Origin of the sequence: Ensifer sp. B1-9, from assembly GCF_050474445.1 — a bacterium.
Classification (GTDB): Bacteria; Pseudomonadota; Alphaproteobacteria; order Rhizobiales; family Rhizobiaceae; genus Ensifer.
This window is the reverse complement of the sequence record NZ_JBCHVG010000022.1, coordinates 64,002-79,036: the sequence shown is the minus strand read 5'-3', so window position 1 is coordinate 79,036 and position 15,035 is coordinate 64,002. Positions and strand designations below refer to the sequence as shown.

The following is a 15,035-nucleotide window of genomic DNA, read 5'->3' as shown; positions in this document are numbered from 1 at the left end:
TCGTCACCGACAACCTGTTCGGCGACATGCTGTCGGACGTGGCGGCGATGCTGACCGGCTCGCTCGGCATGCTGCCGTCGGCCTCGCTCGGCGCCCCGGATGCGGTCAGCGGCAAGCGCAAGGCGCTCTACGAGCCGGTGCATGGCTCGGCCCCGGACATCGCCGGCAAGGGCATTGCCAACCCGATCGCGATGATCGCCTCCTTCGCCATGTGCCTGCGCTACTCCTTCAACCTGACGAAGGAGGCCGACAATCTCGAAAAGGCGATCGCCAATGTGCTCGACCAGGGCATCCGCACCGGCGACATCATGGCCGAAGGGGCGAGGAAGGTCGGCACGACAGAGATGGGCGACGCCATCCTTTCCGAGTTCAAGGCGCTGTCGGCCTGATCAGCGGACGATGCCGCATGGCACCGGCCTGAGGCCGGCCACCACCCGACAAACAGACACCTCCGGAGCGCATCCGGAGGTGTCTTGCGTTTGACGCCTTGAGCGACAGTATCGCGTCAGATCGTGATGCCGCCGTCGATGTTGATCGCCTGGCCGGTGATGAAGGCCGCCTCGTCAGAGGCGAGAAAGGCGCAGATGGCAGCGATCTCCTCCACGGTGCCGAAACGCCCGGCCGGCTGTCGGCTGATGAAGGACCGGTAAGCCTCGTCCCGGCTGCCGAGTTTCTCGCCAAGTTCGCCGATGCGATCCTCCAGCGAGGGCGAGGCGACCGTTCCGGGGCAGACCGAATTGCAGCGAATGCCCTCCGACACGTAATCTGCCGCGACTGCCTTGGTCAGGCCTATGACGCCGCCCTTGGCGGCGCCGTAAGCGGCGCGCCGCGGAAAGCCCTTGATCGAGGAGGCGACCGAACCGATGGTGATGATGCTGCCGCCATCAGCCTTCATCTTCGGGACCGCACCGGCAATGACGTTATAGGCGCTGTCGAGGGTGATGTTTACCGAGCGGCGCCAGTCGGCAGCCGAGCATTCCTCGATCGTGCCCTGATGCACATAACCGACGGCATGCACCAGGATATCGATCCGTGCGAAGGTCTCGAAATAGGCGGCGACAGCTGCGTGATCGGTCGCATCGAGCCGCGTCGTCGCGGCGCCGTCAAGGGTGGCGAGCAGGTCGGCGTTGATGTCGCTGGCGTGAACCTCGGCGCCCTCCGACATCAGCCGCTCGGCGACGGCACGGCCGATACCCTGGCCGGCCGCCGTCACGACGGCCACGCGTCCGGCCAAACGTTCCGTCTTTCGATTCATGGTGAGCCCTTTCTGCAAGCCTAGAGTGACTGAACGATCTGGCGCTGGCGGCCGAGCCGGTCGATGCCGAGTTCCACCACGTCGCCGGGCTTCAGATAACGCGGCGGCTTCTTGCCCATGCCGACGCCTGGCGGGGTGCCGGTGCAGATGAGATCGCCGGGCTCAAGCACGCAGAACTCGCTCACGTAGGAGACGATGGTCGCGACATCGAAGATCATGCGCTCGGTCGTGCCTGCCTGCATGCGTTCGCCGTTGACGTCGAGCCACATCGAAAGCGCCTGCGGATCCGGCACCTCGTCACGGGTGACGAGCCACGGACCCGTCGGGCAGAAGTTTGGGAAGCTCTTGCCCTTCACCCATTGGCCGCCGCGCTCCATTTGCCAGGCGCGTTCGGAGACATCGTTGACAACCGTGTAGCCGAAGACATGGTCCATCGCCTCGCTACGCGAAACATTCAATGCCCGCTTGCCGATGACGATGCCGAGTTCGACCTCCCAGTCGAGTTTGGACATCGTCCTGGAATGGAGGATCGGATCGTTCGGGCCGCAATAGGTGCCGGCCGCCTTGTTGAAGAGGATTGGTTCAGCAGGCACCGGCAGCCCGGCTTCAGCAGCATGGTCCGAATAGTTGAGGCCGATACACCAGATGTTGCGCGGTTGCTTGATCGGAGCGCCGATACGCGTCGACAAAAGCGCAACCTCGGGAAGTGCGTCGAAATCGGCGTCTGCCAGCTGCGCGCTTACAGTTCCAATCGTTTCGGGCGTGACGTCCTCGATCAACGAGGATACGTCCCGTGCTTTGCCGTCCTTGTCGAGTACGCACGGTTTTTCGCGACCGATGTCGCCTATCCGGACCAATTTCATACCGTCATCCTCTTGTTCTTTTTAGACCACCAGGTGTTGTGCAGCGGAGCGCCGGCCACGAACGCGCTGGCACCGAGCTGCTCCTGGATTCGAATGCATTCATTCCACTTGGCCATTCGCTCCGATCGCGTGAAAGAGCCAACCTTCAGCTGGCCGGCGCCGAGCCCTATGGCGAGATGACTGATGGATACGTCCTCCGTTTCTCCCGAACGTGCCGATACGACCGATCGCCAACCAGCCCTTTCGGCGGTGAGATAGGTTTCCACGGCTTCCGTGACTGTTCCGACCTGATTGACCTTGATCAGCACGGCATTACAGGCGCCATTGCTGGCTGCATCGCGGACGAGAGCCGCATTTGTCACGAGATAGTCGTCGCCGATTATCTGGACACGCCCCCCGAAACGGGTCGTAAATGCCGCCATACCTTCGATATCGTCCTCGGCCAGAGGGTCTTCGATCGACGCGATCGGATAGGTATCGAGCCATCGGCCCAGCTGGTCGATCATCTCGCCCGAATCCAGTTCGCGATTTTCCAGCGCCAACTTGTATCGGCCGCCCCGTCCGAACTCCGAGGCAGCAACGTCAAGCGAGATGACGACCCGATCGCCCGGCGTCTCGCCCGCTTTCACGATAGCGTCGCATAACGTCTCGAGCGCCTCTTCGTTGCTATCGAAAGCGGGCCACCATCCGCCCTCGTCCGCCACCCCCGCAAGCCGGCCTTTTCTCGCCATAATATCGCCGGCGGCGAAGTAAACGGCGTTGGTGATCTCCATGACCTCTTCGAAACTCGAGGCGCCTGGAACCATGATCATGAAATCCTGCACGTCCACGCGCCTGCCTGCGTGAGCTCCTCCGCCGAATATCTGGATCTCGGGCAGAGGGATGGACGGCTGCCGGCCATATGCGCTGGCAACACGGCGCCACAACGGCTCACGGGCGGCCTCAGCAGCGGCGCGCAATACCGCAAGTGACACGGCGACTGTGGCGTTACCGCCGAGAATCGCCTTTGATGGCGACGGGTCGAGCGCGCAGAGGGCAGCGTCTGCTCCCGATTGATCGAGGACGTCTCTTCCGATCAGCGCCCTCGCAATTGGCCCATCGATATTTGCCACGGCCTTTGCAACGCCCTTGCCGCACATGCTGCTGCCGCCGTCACGCAAGTCGGTTGCTTCGCGGGTTCCTCTCGAAGCGCCGGCTGGTGCGATCGCGCGGCCTTGCGCTCCGCTGGCAAGCGTAATTTCGGCCTCAACGGTAGGGTTTCCCCGTGAGTCCCAGACGCGCCGGCCCTTGATCCCGGCGATTTGCGTGTCGTTCATTTGCAGAGTTCCTCGGCCCAGGCTCGCGTTACATCGGCCAGGGTGGCTGGGGGTGACTGGATCAGGTTACGGGCAAATTGGCGGACAAAGTCCTTGTCCGTGCGTGTCGTGATGTATTCGACCGGCGATTTTCCGTCGACGCGCGCCAGCAGAAGAGCCGGCAAAAGCCTCGCGGCCCGGGCCTCAAGCGCAATTGCCGGCTCCCAGGTCACGCCCGCGAGATATGAGTTCACGAGAGCCTCGAAACTGTGCAGAAGCTCCGCCGCATCTTGCCGTCGCCAGATACACTTCAGCAGCAGGTGATTGAGACAGAAGGCAAGATCGAAGCATGGGTCGCCATACCAGGCACATTCTGCATCGAGGATGATGGGGCCATCCTGGCCAATCAGAATGTTTTTTGGGCTGACGTCCCCGTGAACAAGCGCGGTCTTCGTGTTCATCACGTCCCGCGACAGTGCAAGAAGCGGTGCAGCAAGATCAGGATGCACCTGTGCCGTCGCTTCAAGATAGGGCTCAAGGCGGATCGAGTGAAAGACCTCGTCATTGGCGAACCGGCGGCCGATATCTTGCGAGTGCGCGGTCGCCGCATGAATTGCCGCGACAACACTCCCCAGACGACGCGCGAACGTCACATCGACGCGCCCACTGCGCAGCTCCTCCTTCCAGACGGGGTTTTCGGAAGGATTGAAATAGGTCATCGCGAATGCACCGAGCGACGGATCATGTGCAAGGATGCGCGGAACGGCATCCGGAGCGACCTTTGCAGCCTCGAGCATCCATTCGACCTCGCTGGCGTTTCGCGTGACCGGCGCTTTCCAGTCCTGGGCCACGCGCAGGCTCGCCAGCGCCTTCTTGACGACGAAACTCGTTTCATTCGTCGTGACCTTCCAAATGTCCGATGCGACGCCGCCTGTCAGCGGCTCGATCGCCCACGCCTGCTCATCCTGGACCTGCCCGGACCTGTGAAGGAATTCGAGAATGGCGGGATCCACATTTCCGGCGCCGAGTATGCACGCAAGACTAGACATGACTTGCCCCAACGAAAAATGCTGACCGGCCAGGCATTCGTCGGCCAGCAGTGACCACTAAACTTGTCGAACTGCAGCCAGGCTTGTCGCGGCCGCGTGCCCGGCAGGATTGCTGATGGGAGCGACTTCGACCGAAAGCCGATAGTGGGTGGTGAAGGTCTGACCCGGCTCGAACGCAATCGCCGTTGCAACGCCCGATAACGCCAGCGGGTTGGCCGCCGTAGAGACCGCCGGTCCGAGATCGAAGGCAGAGGCGATCGGCTCGACGCCGAGCGCCACGTGCCGCCCGCTCCAGGGATAGGACTTTCGGCCGCGATTGCTGAACCAGAGTAGCAGGCTTGGAAAATGATCCTTCTGCCAGGTGAGCCGCGCGCGAAACCCCTCGTCGCGGTAGTGGAGCGCCAAGCTGCCGTCGACACCAAAGAGCTGCAGCAGATCCTCGGTTTCTTCGTTAAGCGGCACCTGCGAGGCGTCGATTGTCGCACCGCTGCGCGTCTCGACTTCGCCGAGCGATGGCCATTGCCGATCGGGCGAGAACAAGGCCGCGCCCGGTTCGACGTCGCCGGGGAAACTCCAGACGCCATCATAGGCACCGGGTTCGATAGTGACCGAACCCGGGCGGCTCGACAGCCGGAACGTCGGATGCAAACCGATCGGCAGGCGGCATGGCCGCCGCGCCTCGATTTCCAGGGTGACGTCGATGGCGGCCGCGTTTGGATCCGGCATAATCCTCCGCCTCAAAAGGCCGATCGGATGGTCCTCCGGGTAACGGCATTCCATGGTGATCTGATGGTCGTCGCACGCGCCCCAACCCCAGTGCGCATTGGCGCTATGGCCATGGGGCACGCCGGCGCCATCGAAACTTTCGCCTGTCGCAGACCAGCCTGCGGGAAGCGCCCGATCGGCATCGCCGCCGAAGGGGACGCAGGGCCATTCGCCGCGTAATTCCTGCAGGATTTCGGGCAGTGCCTCGCGCTCGAGATCATTGCCCCAAGGTGCCACATGCAAGGGACTGACCTGCCGCCCGTTCGGCAGCAAAAATAGCACGGGGCCGAGCATTCCGCCGAGCGACTGCACCGAGAGGCAGCCATGCGCCCAGGCAAGCGCGCATCGTTTCGTCTCCGCGCTCACCTGGTTGTCACTCCAAACCGGTTTTCCGGGAGGCCGGGAACTTCAACGCGCATGGCATAAAGGCTGCCGGCGAGGCGTTCACCGGGGCCGGAAAGAATGCTGGCGGTGGTGATATAGAGCGTCTTCAGATCGGCACCACCGAAGGTGCAGGTGGTGATGTTGGTCACCGGCATATCGATCACTTCGGCAAGGCGGCCATCGGGCGCGATCCGGGCAATGCAGCTTCCGCCGAAACGGCAGTTCCAGAGGAAGCCTTCGCTGTCGATCGTCGAGCCATCGGGCGAGCCGCGATCGAATCCGGCGAAGAAATGCCGTTCGCCTGAAATCGCCCCCTCGGCTGCGTCATAGTCGAAGGCATAGATTTCGTTTGCCAACGTGTCGGCGAAGTAGAAGGTGCGCCGGTCCGGGCTCCAGCAGAGCGTATTGGAGATACCGAGCCCATGGCGCCATTCGGTGACAGCGCCATCGGGCGCAATCCGGTAGAGAACGCCTTCGCCCGGGCCGGCCTCGCCAAGTTCACCATCGGGCAGGACGTTGTTCTTCATCGAACCAACCCAGAAGTTGCCCGCGGGATCGGTACGGCCATCGTTGAGCCGTACCCGCGGCGCGCCAGGCAGGCGGAAGCCGTGATCTTCGCGCCGGTCGGCCTTCGGCCACCACCAGAGGAGTTTCGAACCGAGAGCAACGAGCAGGCGGCCGGTTTCTTTTGTCAGCGAGATGGCGACCACCGGTTCGTCGAACAGCCAGGTTCTGACCGCCTGAGTTGCCTCGTCGTAGCGGTGCACGAGAAAACGGTTGATATCCGTCCAGTAGACGGCCGCCTCGTCCGCGGACCAGACGGCGCCCTCACCGCAGCGGTCGCCGACGGGCGCGACACAGACAAGCTTACGGGCCATCGCTGCCTCCTATTCCGCCGCCATGGTTTCAGGGATCGAGCGCGATGGCCCGAGCGCTTCGGCGTTCTGCACCAGCGCCTTCATGTAGCCGAGCGCAAAAGCCTTGCCCGCATGCCAGGAGGCGCCGCAGGTCATGGCCGGTGTATGGTCGGGGATCATCACGCCCTGGTAGTTCTCGTCGCGCAGGATGCGGATGATCTCGGCCATGTCGATGTCGCCCTCATCGACGAAGGTCTCGACATAATGCGGCATCTTTCCGCGCACGTTGCGGAAATGGATGTAGCCGATGCGGCCGGAGCGGGCAAAGCGGCGGACATGATCGTAGATGTCGCCGCCCGGCATCTCCTGCAGCGAGCCGATGCAGAGCTCCAGCCCGTTCGAGGGCGAGTCGACGATCGCCATCAGCCGATCGTATTTTTCCGGGCGGTTGACGAGCCGCGCCGTGCCGCGCAGTTCCTCCGCCGGTGGATCGTCGGGGTGGGCGCCCAGCACGACACCCGCCTCTTCCGCGACCGGCACGACCTCCTTCAGGAAGCGACCAAGGCGGTCCCAAAGTTCCGCCGAGCTGACGGAAACGGGGATGGCGCCGGCGACGCCGCGGCGATAGCGCATGTTCCAGACCATGCCGTCGGGGATCGGCGCATCCGGGGCCGGCGCAACGCTGTTTTCGACGCCGAAGCCGACGGACTCGGCACGGCCGCGGGCGTAGGGCCCGCGGGTCCAGCCATAGACGCCGGCGAGCGAGAAATTGTAGCCGATGCAGGGGATGCCGGCGCGGCCGGCGTCGCGGATCAGCTGCTTCAGGCCCTCGATCTGTTGCGCCCGTTCCGGTCCGTCGAGAAGCACGTCATGCCAGAAGCGCGGCGAAAAATTCTCGATCGCCGCCACCTCAAGGCCGCCGGCGCGCACATCCTTCACCAGCGCCGACAGCTCCTCGAAAGACCAGAGCCGGTCGCGGGAGCAATCGCCCCACCCGCCCTGATCACCACTGTCGATCTTCGGATCTTTGCCGGCGAAATAATTGGTCAGATGCGCGACGACATGGGTCGCACCCGCCTGCAACGCAAATTGGAAATTATCCGGGGTGAGTTGCTCCCGGTAGAGCCCAAGGCCGATCTTCATGTTGACGTTTCCTGTCTGATTACTTGACGCCGATACCAGCGGTGAGGCCACCGTCGATGCGGAAATCCGAGCCGGTGACGAAGGCGGCGCGGTCGGAGGCGAGGTAGGCGACCAGTTCGGCCACCTCCTCCGGTTCGCCAATGCGGCCGATCGGGTGCGCCGCACCGAAGCGGGCAAAGGCTTCCGCCTCGCTAACGCCCTCGCCGCCATAGGTGCGAGCCGCGAGCGACAATAACGGCGTGCGTACCGAGCCGGGGCTGACCGAATTCACCCGAACCTTCACCGCAGCGTGGTCGAGGGCCATGGCGCGGGTCAGCGCGTGGATCGCCCCCTTGGAGGCAACATAGGCGGCAACGTTCTGCTGGCAGGCATGGCCCTGCACCGAGGAAATGTTGACGATGGCGCCGCCGCCACGCTTCACCATTTCGGGAATGCCGAAGCGACCGGTAAGATAGATCGAGCCGACATTGACCGACAGGCAGCGCGCGAAGGTCTCGGCGCTGGTATCGAGCACCGTGCCATAGGGATGGACGGCGGCGGCATTGACGATGATGTCGAGGCCGCCGTGGCGCAGCACCGCCTCGCGGACCGCCGCTTCGACCTCGGCTTCCACGGAGACATCCGTCAGCCGCGTCGACATCGGCAGGTTGCGCTCGCCGGCGATCTTGTCGAACGTCTGGTTGGTGGCAGGGTCGTTGCCACAGGCAAGCACGGTTGCGTCGGAGGAGGCCAGGCGGATCGCCGAGGCGAGACCGATACCGGACGTGCCGGTGACGAGTGCGATTTTCCCTTTGAATTCAGTCATGATTGTCTCCGCGATGGATCGCGATGATTTGGATCGGCGGCGACCCAAGATCATAAGCGTGATCGATTTTCGTGAGGCCGCGGGATGCGAGCACCCCGCGCCGGTCTCAGCGCACCCGTTCCAGAACCTGGTTCAAGAGCACGGCGCCGAGAATGATCCCGCCGCGCACGACGTATTGCCAATATTCGCTGACATTCATCAGCGTCATGCCGTTGGAAATGCACCCGAGGAACAGGACCCCGATCAGCGTGCCCCAAATGCGGCCCTTGCCACCGAAGAGCGAGGTCCCACCGATGATCACGGCCGCGATGACGTCGAGCTCCATGCCCGTTGCCGTCGTCCCTGTTCCGGCGCCGATCTGCGAGGCAATCAGCGTGCCGGAGACGGCGGTAAGCGCGCCAGTGAGCCCCAGCGTCAGCGCCTTCACCTTCCAGATATCGATGCCCGAGAGGCGGGCTGCCTCCATGTTGCCGCCAACGGCATAAACCTCGCGGCCGAAGCTCGTATACTTCATCAGGAAATGCATGCCCGCAAAGGTGAGCGCAAAGATATAGACCGGGAACGGAATGCCGAAGAGGTAGCCGCCGCCGAGGAAATCGAAGCCGAGCGGGAAGGACGACATCGGGAAGCCGCCGGTGATGAGATTGGCGACCCCGCGGAGGGCCGCAAAAAGCGCAAGCGTAGTGATGAAGGTCGGCACGTTAAACCATTGCCGGAAACGGCCGGTGAGATAGCCGAGCATGAAGCCGAGCAACAGCGCCACGGCAAAACCGACCGTGACCGCGCCCCAATCGCCGAGCGCATCGGTGAAGCGGTCGGCAAACCAGGCAACGATGCAGCCGGCAAGCGCCGCGCCCGCCCCGACCGAAAGGTCGATCTCGCCGCTGATGATGACCGCCGTCATGCCGAAGGCGATGATGCCGAGCATCGACACCGTGCGCAGTACGTTCAAGACGTTGCTGGTCGAGGCAAAGCCGGGCGCGACCAGGATCAGGAAGATCACCAGCGCCGCGAGAATGATCTCCATCGGATAGGTCTTGAGGAACTTGAGCGGCGTGTTCTGTCCGCCGGCCTCGGTCGTTTGGCTCACAAGTGTCATTGCTTGGCCCCTTCCATGCACAGGCCGTAGAGTTCGGTAAGATCGGTTTTCGTCGGATCGACTTCGGCGACAACAGAGCCGTGGTGCATCACCAGGATGCGATCGGCGACTTCGAGGACCTCCTCGAGTTCCGTCGAGACGAAGATGCTGGCGAGGCCGTCGGCCGCCTTCTGCCAGATGATGTCGAAGATCTGGCGCTTGGCCTGAACGTCGACGCCGCGGCTCGGTTCATCGAAGAACATCACCGAGGGCTGCCGGTTCAGCCATTTGCCGATCACCACCTTCTGCTGGTTGCCGCCGGAAAGCGACGACACCGGCATTTCCGGGTCGCCGCACTTGATGTGCAGATCGGCGATCTGGCGGCGCACATGCGGTTGTTCGCGCCGGCGCGAGATGAAGCCCCTGTTCGAAATCGGGCCGAGGCTGGCCATGCAGAGATTGTCGGCGGTCGAGAGCGACTGTACGAGCCCGACCTCCTTGCGGTTTTCCGGCGTATAGCCGAGCCCCGCCTTGCCCATATCGCGCGGGCTTGCGCCGGTCATGATGCGGCCATCGAGCGTGACGGAACCGCCGTCGACCCGGTCGGCGCCGAAAATCGCGCGCATCAGTTCCGTGCGCCCGGCGCCAAGCAAGCCGGCGATGCCGAGGATCTCGCCGGGATAGAGGTCGAAGGAGACGTCGTGGAAATGCCCTGACCGGCTGAGCTCGCGCACTTCGAGCACGGGTTTGGTGCGGTCGAGCGCGCGCCGCGGCGGACGCGTGGCACGCGCTGCATCGCCGAACATCATGCCGACAATTGCCGAAGGCGTCGTCTCTTTCATCGCAACCGAGCCGATATAGTGGCCGTCGCGGATCACCGTGCAGGTGTCGGCGATCTCGAAAAGTTCGCTCATGCGGTGGGTGATGTAGATCATCGTCACGCCGCGGGCGCGTAAACGCTCGATCAAAGCAAAGAGCTGCTTGACCTCGCGGGTCGCGAGCGCCGAGGTCGGCTCGTCGAGCAGCAGGATCGACGGGTTGAAGGACATCGCCTTGACGATCTCCACGACCTGTTGCTGGCCGACGCTGAGGGCGGAGACCGGCTGGCGGGAATCGAGCGCAAGCCCCATGTCGGCGAGCAGTTCGCCGGCGCGCCGATGCAGGCCCGCCCAGTCGACGACGCTGAAGCCGGCGCGCCGCCGATGCGGCAGCCGGCCGAGAAAGATGTTCTCGCCGACCGAAAGCTCCGGCACCAGCGAGAGCTCCTGATGTACGGTGACGATGCCGGCTGCGAAGGCGTCATGCGGCGAGGTGAAGTGGCGGTCCTCGCCGTTGACGCTGATCATGCCGGATGTCGGCTCGGTGACGCCAGCGAGAAGCTTGACCAGCGTCGACTTGCCCGAGCCGTTCTTGCCCATCAGGGCATGCACCTGGCCGGGCGCGAAGCTGTGGGTGAATTCGGAAAGGGCGACAGTCGGGCCGTAACGCTTGGTCACGGCCCGAAAGTCCAGCCGTCCCTGCATCCCTTGCAACGCGGCTGACCTTGGTTGCGGATAGCTCATGCGGATTTCCTAGTGTGCGCGGTGAAGGAGCGACGGGACAAGGCTCCCGCCGCCAGCTCACTTCCGGGCCCTTACTTCAAGGCCTTGAGGCCTTCCTTGTAGGCAGCGACGCCTTCCGCGTCGGCGCGGGTCAGAGGCAGAACCGGCACGTTGACCTTCGTCTCTATTTTCTTGCCGTCGAGCAGGTTCTGCGCGGCTTCGATCGCCTGCTTGCCGACCTCGAGCGGCTGCTGCGCCGTTGTTGCCTGCAGCACGTTGTCGGAATTCAGCAGCATGTTGGCGAGTTGCTCGGAACCGTCGGTGCCGAAGACGAAGACCTTGCCTTCGAGGCCTGCCTTCTTCACCGCCTGAACGGCGCCGATCGTGCCGCCTTCGTTGGCGGCATAAATCACCCGGATGTCGGGATTGGCTGTCAGCATGTCGCTTGCAACGGCGAGCGCCTTCTCGGCAAGCCAGGCGTCCTGCTGAGCGACGATGTCGACCTGATCCTTGACGACGCTCAGGAAGCCCTCGACGCGGGCATTGGACTGTTCGGGCAGCAGCGCCTTGAAGGCGAGCGTGCCGATCTTGACCTTCTCGCCATTGCCGAGCGTCTTCAAGAAATCGGTCGCAGCCTTGCCGGTGCCGATGCCGATATCGCGGTCCGAGCTCGTCACGGTCGCCTGGGCGACGTCACCGTTGGCAGACGTGCCATAGGTCACGACCGTGATGCCGGCGTCGCGCGCCTTCTTCAGCGCCGGCACCGAGGCATCGGCCGAGAGCGGCGCGACGACGATCGAGTTCACCCCGCGAGCGATATAGGTGTCGATCAGCTGGGCTTCCTTCTCCAGCTTGCTGTCGCTATTGCCGGCAAGGAGCTCGTCTCCGGCCGCTTCCGCTGCCTTCTCCATGCCGATCTGAATGCCGCGGAAATACTGGTCCTGCTGAAAGACGATGCCGGCGATCGCCTTGCCGCCGGCGAAGGCCGCGCCCGGCGCAAAGCTGACGGTGGCAAGTAGCGCGGCAAGCGCCAGACGTTTCATGTTGCTCATATTGGTTCTCCTCCCAAGTGCCCTGTTCGTGCCGCCGGACCAACGGGCGAGTGGATCCGGCAAACGGCCGCCAGCACCGCCAAGGCGGCGTGGCTCAAATTTCCAATGTGCTCATCGCGCCTGCTGACCGCCCGGCACGGCATCGACGAAGCGGATACCGAACTCCAGATGCCGGCTCATCAGGTAGACATAGGCAATGCGGTCACGAGCCTTGAGCGCCCGGATGATCTCGGCGTGCGCCTCGAAGGTTTCCGCATGCACTGTGCGCTCAGCCTTGCCGAGCCGCATGACCTCCTCGATCACCGAGCGCAGCATGTGGTAGGCGGCCATCGTCGTGCGGTTGCCTGAGAGCTCGACGATCGCCGAATGAAACTCGTAATCGCAGCGCGCCGCATCCTCGACGGTCTCGGCCTCCAGGATCCGCGCATTGATCGCGTCCAGCCGGGCCAAGTCGTCATCGGCAGCCGTCAGGATGATGTGCTCGCCGACGCCTGTCTCGATGATGCGCCGGAAGCCCTGGAGATCCCGGAACGAGTCGGGTGAAATCCCATTGTGAAAGGCGAAGAGCCGCCGGATCGCCTCGCCATGTCCGCCGCTGATGACGGCGCCGACCTTCGGCCGGGTCTCGACCAGGCCATAGGCGCGCAGCACCTGCAGCGCTTCGCGCACGGTGTTGCGGCCGGCCTGGAACTGCTCGCCGAGATCGCGCTCGGTCGGCAGTGCATCGCCGATGCCGAGGCCACGCTCGGAGATCATGTCGCGGATCTGCTCGACGAGACGATCGACGGCCGAGGTCTTGCCTGGCTCCACCGCCTCCACGCCCGACAATACATCTTCCCGTACCGAACTGCTCACCGGCCATCCTCCGTGCGATGTTTATTTGTTGGTCCAGATTACAGCGTCAGTCAAGCGCAAACTCGAAAAATCTGCATCGCGGCATGATAATTGCGCCAAATCCTCGTTTCACGGCTTGAATTGTTGGACCAATCGGACATTATTGATCAACGTGGTCCAACAATAGACACGGAAGCGGGTAGGAGTTCTGGATGAGACTGATGGAAGAGTGCTTTCGCTGGTACGGGCCGAACGATCCGGTGCCGCTCAGCCATATCCGGCAGGCAGGCGCGACAGGGATCGTATCGGCGCTGCACCACATCTACGACGGATCACCGTGGCCCGACGAAGCGATCCTGGAGCAGAAAGCACTGATCGAAGCCGCGGGCATGCGCTGGAGCGTCGTTGAGAGCATTCCGGTGCACAATTCGATCAAGCTCGCAACCGCCGAAAGCGCTCGCTACATCGGCTGGTACAAGGACACGCTTCGCGCCCTGGCGCGGGCGGGCATAAACATCGTCTGCTACAACTTCATGCCGGTGGTCGACTGGACGCGCACCGAGCTGATGCAGCCCTTGGCGAACGGTGGCTACGCGTTACGCTTCGATGCGGTCGACTTTGCCGCCTACGACCTCTTCGTATTGAAGCGCCCGCATGTCGAGGATAGCTACGCCGAGCGGCAGATTTTCGCCGCCCGCCAGCGCTTCGATGAGATGGACCAGACGAAGATCGACCGGATCGAGCGCAATCTCATCGCCGGCCTGCCGGCAACCGAGCGCCAGTTCAACCGGGCAAGCTTTCTAGCCGCCCTTGCCGAATATGATGGCGTGACGGCCGATCACCTGCATGCCAACCTGGCGCACTTCCTCAGGGAGATCGTACCGGTCGCCGAGGAGGTCGGTATCCGGCTTTGCATTCACCCCGACGATCCGGCCTTTTCGCTCTACGGCCTGCCGCGCATTGTCTCCACCGCGGCGGATGTCCGGCAAATCCTCGCCGCCGTCGACAGTCCGACCAACGGCATCACCTTCTGCACCGGCTCCTATGGAACCCGCGCGGAAAACGACCTGCCGGCCATGGTCCGCGAATTCGGCCCGCGCATCCATTTCGCCCACCTGCGCAACGTTCAGCGCGAGGAGGACGGTTCCTTCCATGAGGCGGACCATCTCGGCGGATCGAGCGATATGCCGGCGGTGATCTTCGCACTGATGCAGGAACAGGAACGGCGTGTGCGCGAAGGCCGCCCCGACTGGCAGATTCCGCTGCGGCCGGACCATGGGCACCTCCTGGCCGACGATATCGGCAAGGAGCGGATCAATCCCGGTTACTCGCTGATCGGCCGGCTGAAGGGCCTCGCGGAAATCAGAGGCGTCATGCAGGGCATCGCAACCGCCATGGCGCACAAGGCTTGAGGGAAGAAATGAACCATTTTGAAGACGATACCGAACTGTTTGCCGCCATGCGCAGTCGGCTGTTCACGGCCGTGGTCGGCGATATCCTGGACACAATGGGCCTGCAGCACCAGTTCCTGCCACCGCAGATCCGGGCACTTCGCGACGACATGGTCGCTGTCGGGCGGGCAATGCCGGTGCTAGAGGCCGATTTCTTCGCGGCCGCCGAGACGAGTGGAAACTCGGCGTTCAGCGCCAAGCCGTTCGGCCTGATGTTCCACGCGCTCGATAGCCTGAAGCCCAACGAGATCTATGTCTGCTCCGGCTCCTCGCCGCGTTATGCCGTCTGGGGCGAGTTGATGTCGACACGGGCGCTGAAGCTGAAGGCGGCGGGTGCGATTTGCGACGGCTATTGCCGCGACAGCGCCGGTATTCTTGCGCTTGATTTCCCGACCTTCTGCTACGGATCCTATGCACAGGACCAGGGCCCGCGCGGCAAGGTCGTCGACTACGGCATTCCGATCGAGATCGGCGGCATCCGTATCCGGCCGGGCGACATTCTCTTCGGCGACCGCGACGGCGTGCTCGTCATTCCGCGCGAGGCTGAGCGGGAAGCAATCGCGCTGGCTTTGGAAAAGGCCGAAACCGAAAACAAGGTTCGCCTCGCGATCGAGGCCGGCATAAGCACCGTCGAGGCGTTCGAGCGTTTCGGCGTCATGTGAT

At 63.5% G+C, this 15,035-nt stretch carries 15 protein-coding genes; 3 read left to right on the top strand and 12 right to left on the bottom strand.

What is annotated here, in order from left to right:
* A partial coding sequence (locus ACQ5BM_RS31045) for an isocitrate/isopropylmalate family dehydrogenase (protein WP_429819524.1) occupies nucleotides 1-389 on the top strand: 389 nt, incomplete at its 5' end.
* A gap of 116 nt (nucleotides 390-505) precedes the next feature.
* Here the strand turns inward: ACQ5BM_RS31045 and ACQ5BM_RS31040 are convergent.
* The 12 genes from ACQ5BM_RS31040 to ACQ5BM_RS30985 form a co-directional block, all read right to left on the bottom strand.
* A complete protein-coding gene (locus tag ACQ5BM_RS31040; RefSeq protein WP_429819522.1) occupies nucleotides 506-1,255 on the bottom strand; it encodes an SDR family oxidoreductase in 750 nt (249 codons plus the stop codon).
* Between the two features lie 20 nt (nucleotides 1,256-1,275).
* Complete coding sequence (locus ACQ5BM_RS31035) at nucleotides 1,276-2,118, bottom strand: fumarylacetoacetate hydrolase family protein (RefSeq protein WP_429819520.1); 843 nt, start codon at nucleotides 2,116-2,118, stop codon at nucleotides 1,276-1,278.
* On the bottom strand, nucleotides 2,115-3,434 hold the full coding sequence (gene eno, locus ACQ5BM_RS31030; RefSeq protein ID WP_429819518.1) for a phosphopyruvate hydratase: 1,320 nt from the start codon (nucleotides 3,432-3,434) through the stop codon (nucleotides 2,115-2,117). Before eno ends, ACQ5BM_RS31035 begins: the two co-directional genes overlap by 4 nt.
* Complete coding sequence (locus ACQ5BM_RS31025) at nucleotides 3,431-4,462, bottom strand: phosphotransferase (protein ID WP_429819516.1); 1,032 nt, start codon at nucleotides 4,460-4,462, stop codon at nucleotides 3,431-3,433. The genes eno and ACQ5BM_RS31025 overlap by 4 nt, the downstream gene beginning before the upstream one ends.
* Nucleotides 4,463-4,519: 57 nt before the next feature.
* A complete protein-coding gene (locus tag ACQ5BM_RS31020) occupies nucleotides 4,520-5,593 on the bottom strand; it encodes a hypothetical protein (protein ID WP_429819514.1) in 1,074 nt (357 codons plus the stop codon).
* The gene (locus ACQ5BM_RS31015; RefSeq protein ID WP_429819512.1) at nucleotides 5,590-6,489 is read right to left on the bottom strand and encodes an SMP-30/gluconolactonase/LRE family protein; all 900 of its coding nucleotides are present in this window, start codon (nucleotides 6,487-6,489) and stop codon (nucleotides 5,590-5,592) included. Before ACQ5BM_RS31015 ends, ACQ5BM_RS31020 begins: the two co-directional genes overlap by 4 nt.
* Nucleotides 6,490-6,498: 9 nt before the next feature.
* Entirely contained in the window at nucleotides 6,499-7,611 is a 1,113-nt protein-coding gene (locus ACQ5BM_RS31010; RefSeq protein ID WP_429819510.1) for a mannonate dehydratase, read from the bottom strand.
* Nucleotides 7,612-7,630: 19 nt separating this feature from the next.
* Complete coding sequence (locus tag ACQ5BM_RS31005; RefSeq protein ID WP_429819507.1) at nucleotides 7,631-8,416, bottom strand: SDR family NAD(P)-dependent oxidoreductase; 786 nt, start codon at nucleotides 8,414-8,416, stop codon at nucleotides 7,631-7,633.
* 106 nt (nucleotides 8,417-8,522) lie between these two features.
* On the bottom strand, nucleotides 8,523-9,515 hold the full coding sequence (locus ACQ5BM_RS31000; RefSeq protein ID WP_334197304.1) for an ABC transporter permease: 993 nt from the start codon (nucleotides 9,513-9,515) through the stop codon (nucleotides 8,523-8,525).
* Nucleotides 9,512-11,056: a sugar ABC transporter ATP-binding protein gene (locus ACQ5BM_RS30995; RefSeq protein ID WP_429819505.1), complete on the bottom strand. Its 1,545-nt coding sequence runs from the start codon at nucleotides 11,054-11,056 to the stop codon at nucleotides 9,512-9,514. Before ACQ5BM_RS30995 ends, ACQ5BM_RS31000 begins: the two co-directional genes overlap by 4 nt.
* Nucleotides 11,057-11,127: 71 nt before the next feature.
* Nucleotides 11,128-12,087 carry a substrate-binding domain-containing protein gene (locus ACQ5BM_RS30990; RefSeq protein WP_429819503.1) on the bottom strand — a complete coding sequence of 320 codons (960 nt, stop codon included), beginning with the start codon at nucleotides 12,085-12,087 and terminating at the stop codon, nucleotides 11,128-11,130.
* A 111-nt stretch (nucleotides 12,088-12,198) separates the two neighbouring features.
* Nucleotides 12,199-12,942 (bottom strand): FadR/GntR family transcriptional regulator, encoded by a 744-nt coding sequence (locus ACQ5BM_RS30985; protein ID WP_429819501.1) that lies wholly within the window; start codon nucleotides 12,940-12,942, stop codon nucleotides 12,199-12,201.
* A 200-nt stretch (nucleotides 12,943-13,142) separates the two neighbouring features.
* Here ACQ5BM_RS30985 and uxuA point away from each other — a divergent pair, with 200 nt between their 5' ends.
* Nucleotides 13,143-14,333, top strand: coding sequence for a mannonate dehydratase (gene uxuA, locus ACQ5BM_RS30980; protein ID WP_429819534.1), 1,191 nt, complete (start codon nucleotides 13,143-13,145; stop codon nucleotides 14,331-14,333).
* A gap of 8 nt (nucleotides 14,334-14,341) precedes the next feature.
* Complete coding sequence (locus ACQ5BM_RS30975) at nucleotides 14,342-15,034, top strand: RraA family protein (protein WP_429819499.1); 693 nt, start codon at nucleotides 14,342-14,344, stop codon at nucleotides 15,032-15,034.
* The last annotated feature ends 1 nt before the right edge of the window (nucleotide 15,035 follow it).

Coding starts and splice junctions, on each gene's coding strand:
- ACQ5BM_RS31040 (WP_429819522.1), bottom strand. CDS start 1,255: ATGAATCGAAAGACGGAACGTTTGGCCGGACGCGTGGCCGTCGTGACG.
- ACQ5BM_RS31035 (WP_429819520.1), bottom strand. CDS start 2,118: ATGAAATTGGTCCGGATAGGCGACATCGGTCGCGAAAAACCGTGCGTA.
- eno (WP_429819518.1), bottom strand. CDS start 3,434: ATGAACGACACGCAAATCGCCGGGATCAAGGGCCGGCGCGTCTGGGAC.
- ACQ5BM_RS31025 (WP_429819516.1), bottom strand. CDS start 4,462: ATGTCTAGTCTTGCGTGCATACTCGGCGCCGGAAATGTGGATCCCGCC.
- ACQ5BM_RS31015 (WP_429819512.1), bottom strand. CDS start 6,489: ATGGCCCGTAAGCTTGTCTGTGTCGCGCCCGTCGGCGACCGCTGCGGT.
- ACQ5BM_RS31010 (WP_429819510.1), bottom strand. CDS start 7,611: ATGAAGATCGGCCTTGGGCTCTACCGGGAGCAACTCACCCCGGATAAT.
- ACQ5BM_RS31005 (WP_429819507.1), bottom strand. CDS start 8,416: ATGACTGAATTCAAAGGGAAAATCGCACTCGTCACCGGCACGTCCGGT.
- ACQ5BM_RS31000 (WP_334197304.1), bottom strand. CDS start 9,515: ATGACACTTGTGAGCCAAACGACCGAGGCCGGCGGACAGAACACGCCG.
- ACQ5BM_RS30995 (WP_429819505.1), bottom strand. CDS start 11,056: ATGAGCTATCCGCAACCAAGGTCAGCCGCGTTGCAAGGGATGCAGGGA.
- ACQ5BM_RS30990 (WP_429819503.1), bottom strand. CDS start 12,087: ATGAGCAACATGAAACGTCTGGCGCTTGCCGCGCTACTTGCCACCGTC.
- uxuA (WP_429819534.1), top strand. CDS start 13,143: ATGGAAGAGTGCTTTCGCTGGTACGGGCCGAACGATCCGGTGCCGCTC.
- ACQ5BM_RS30975 (WP_429819499.1), top strand. CDS start 14,342: ATGAACCATTTTGAAGACGATACCGAACTGTTTGCCGCCATGCGCAGT.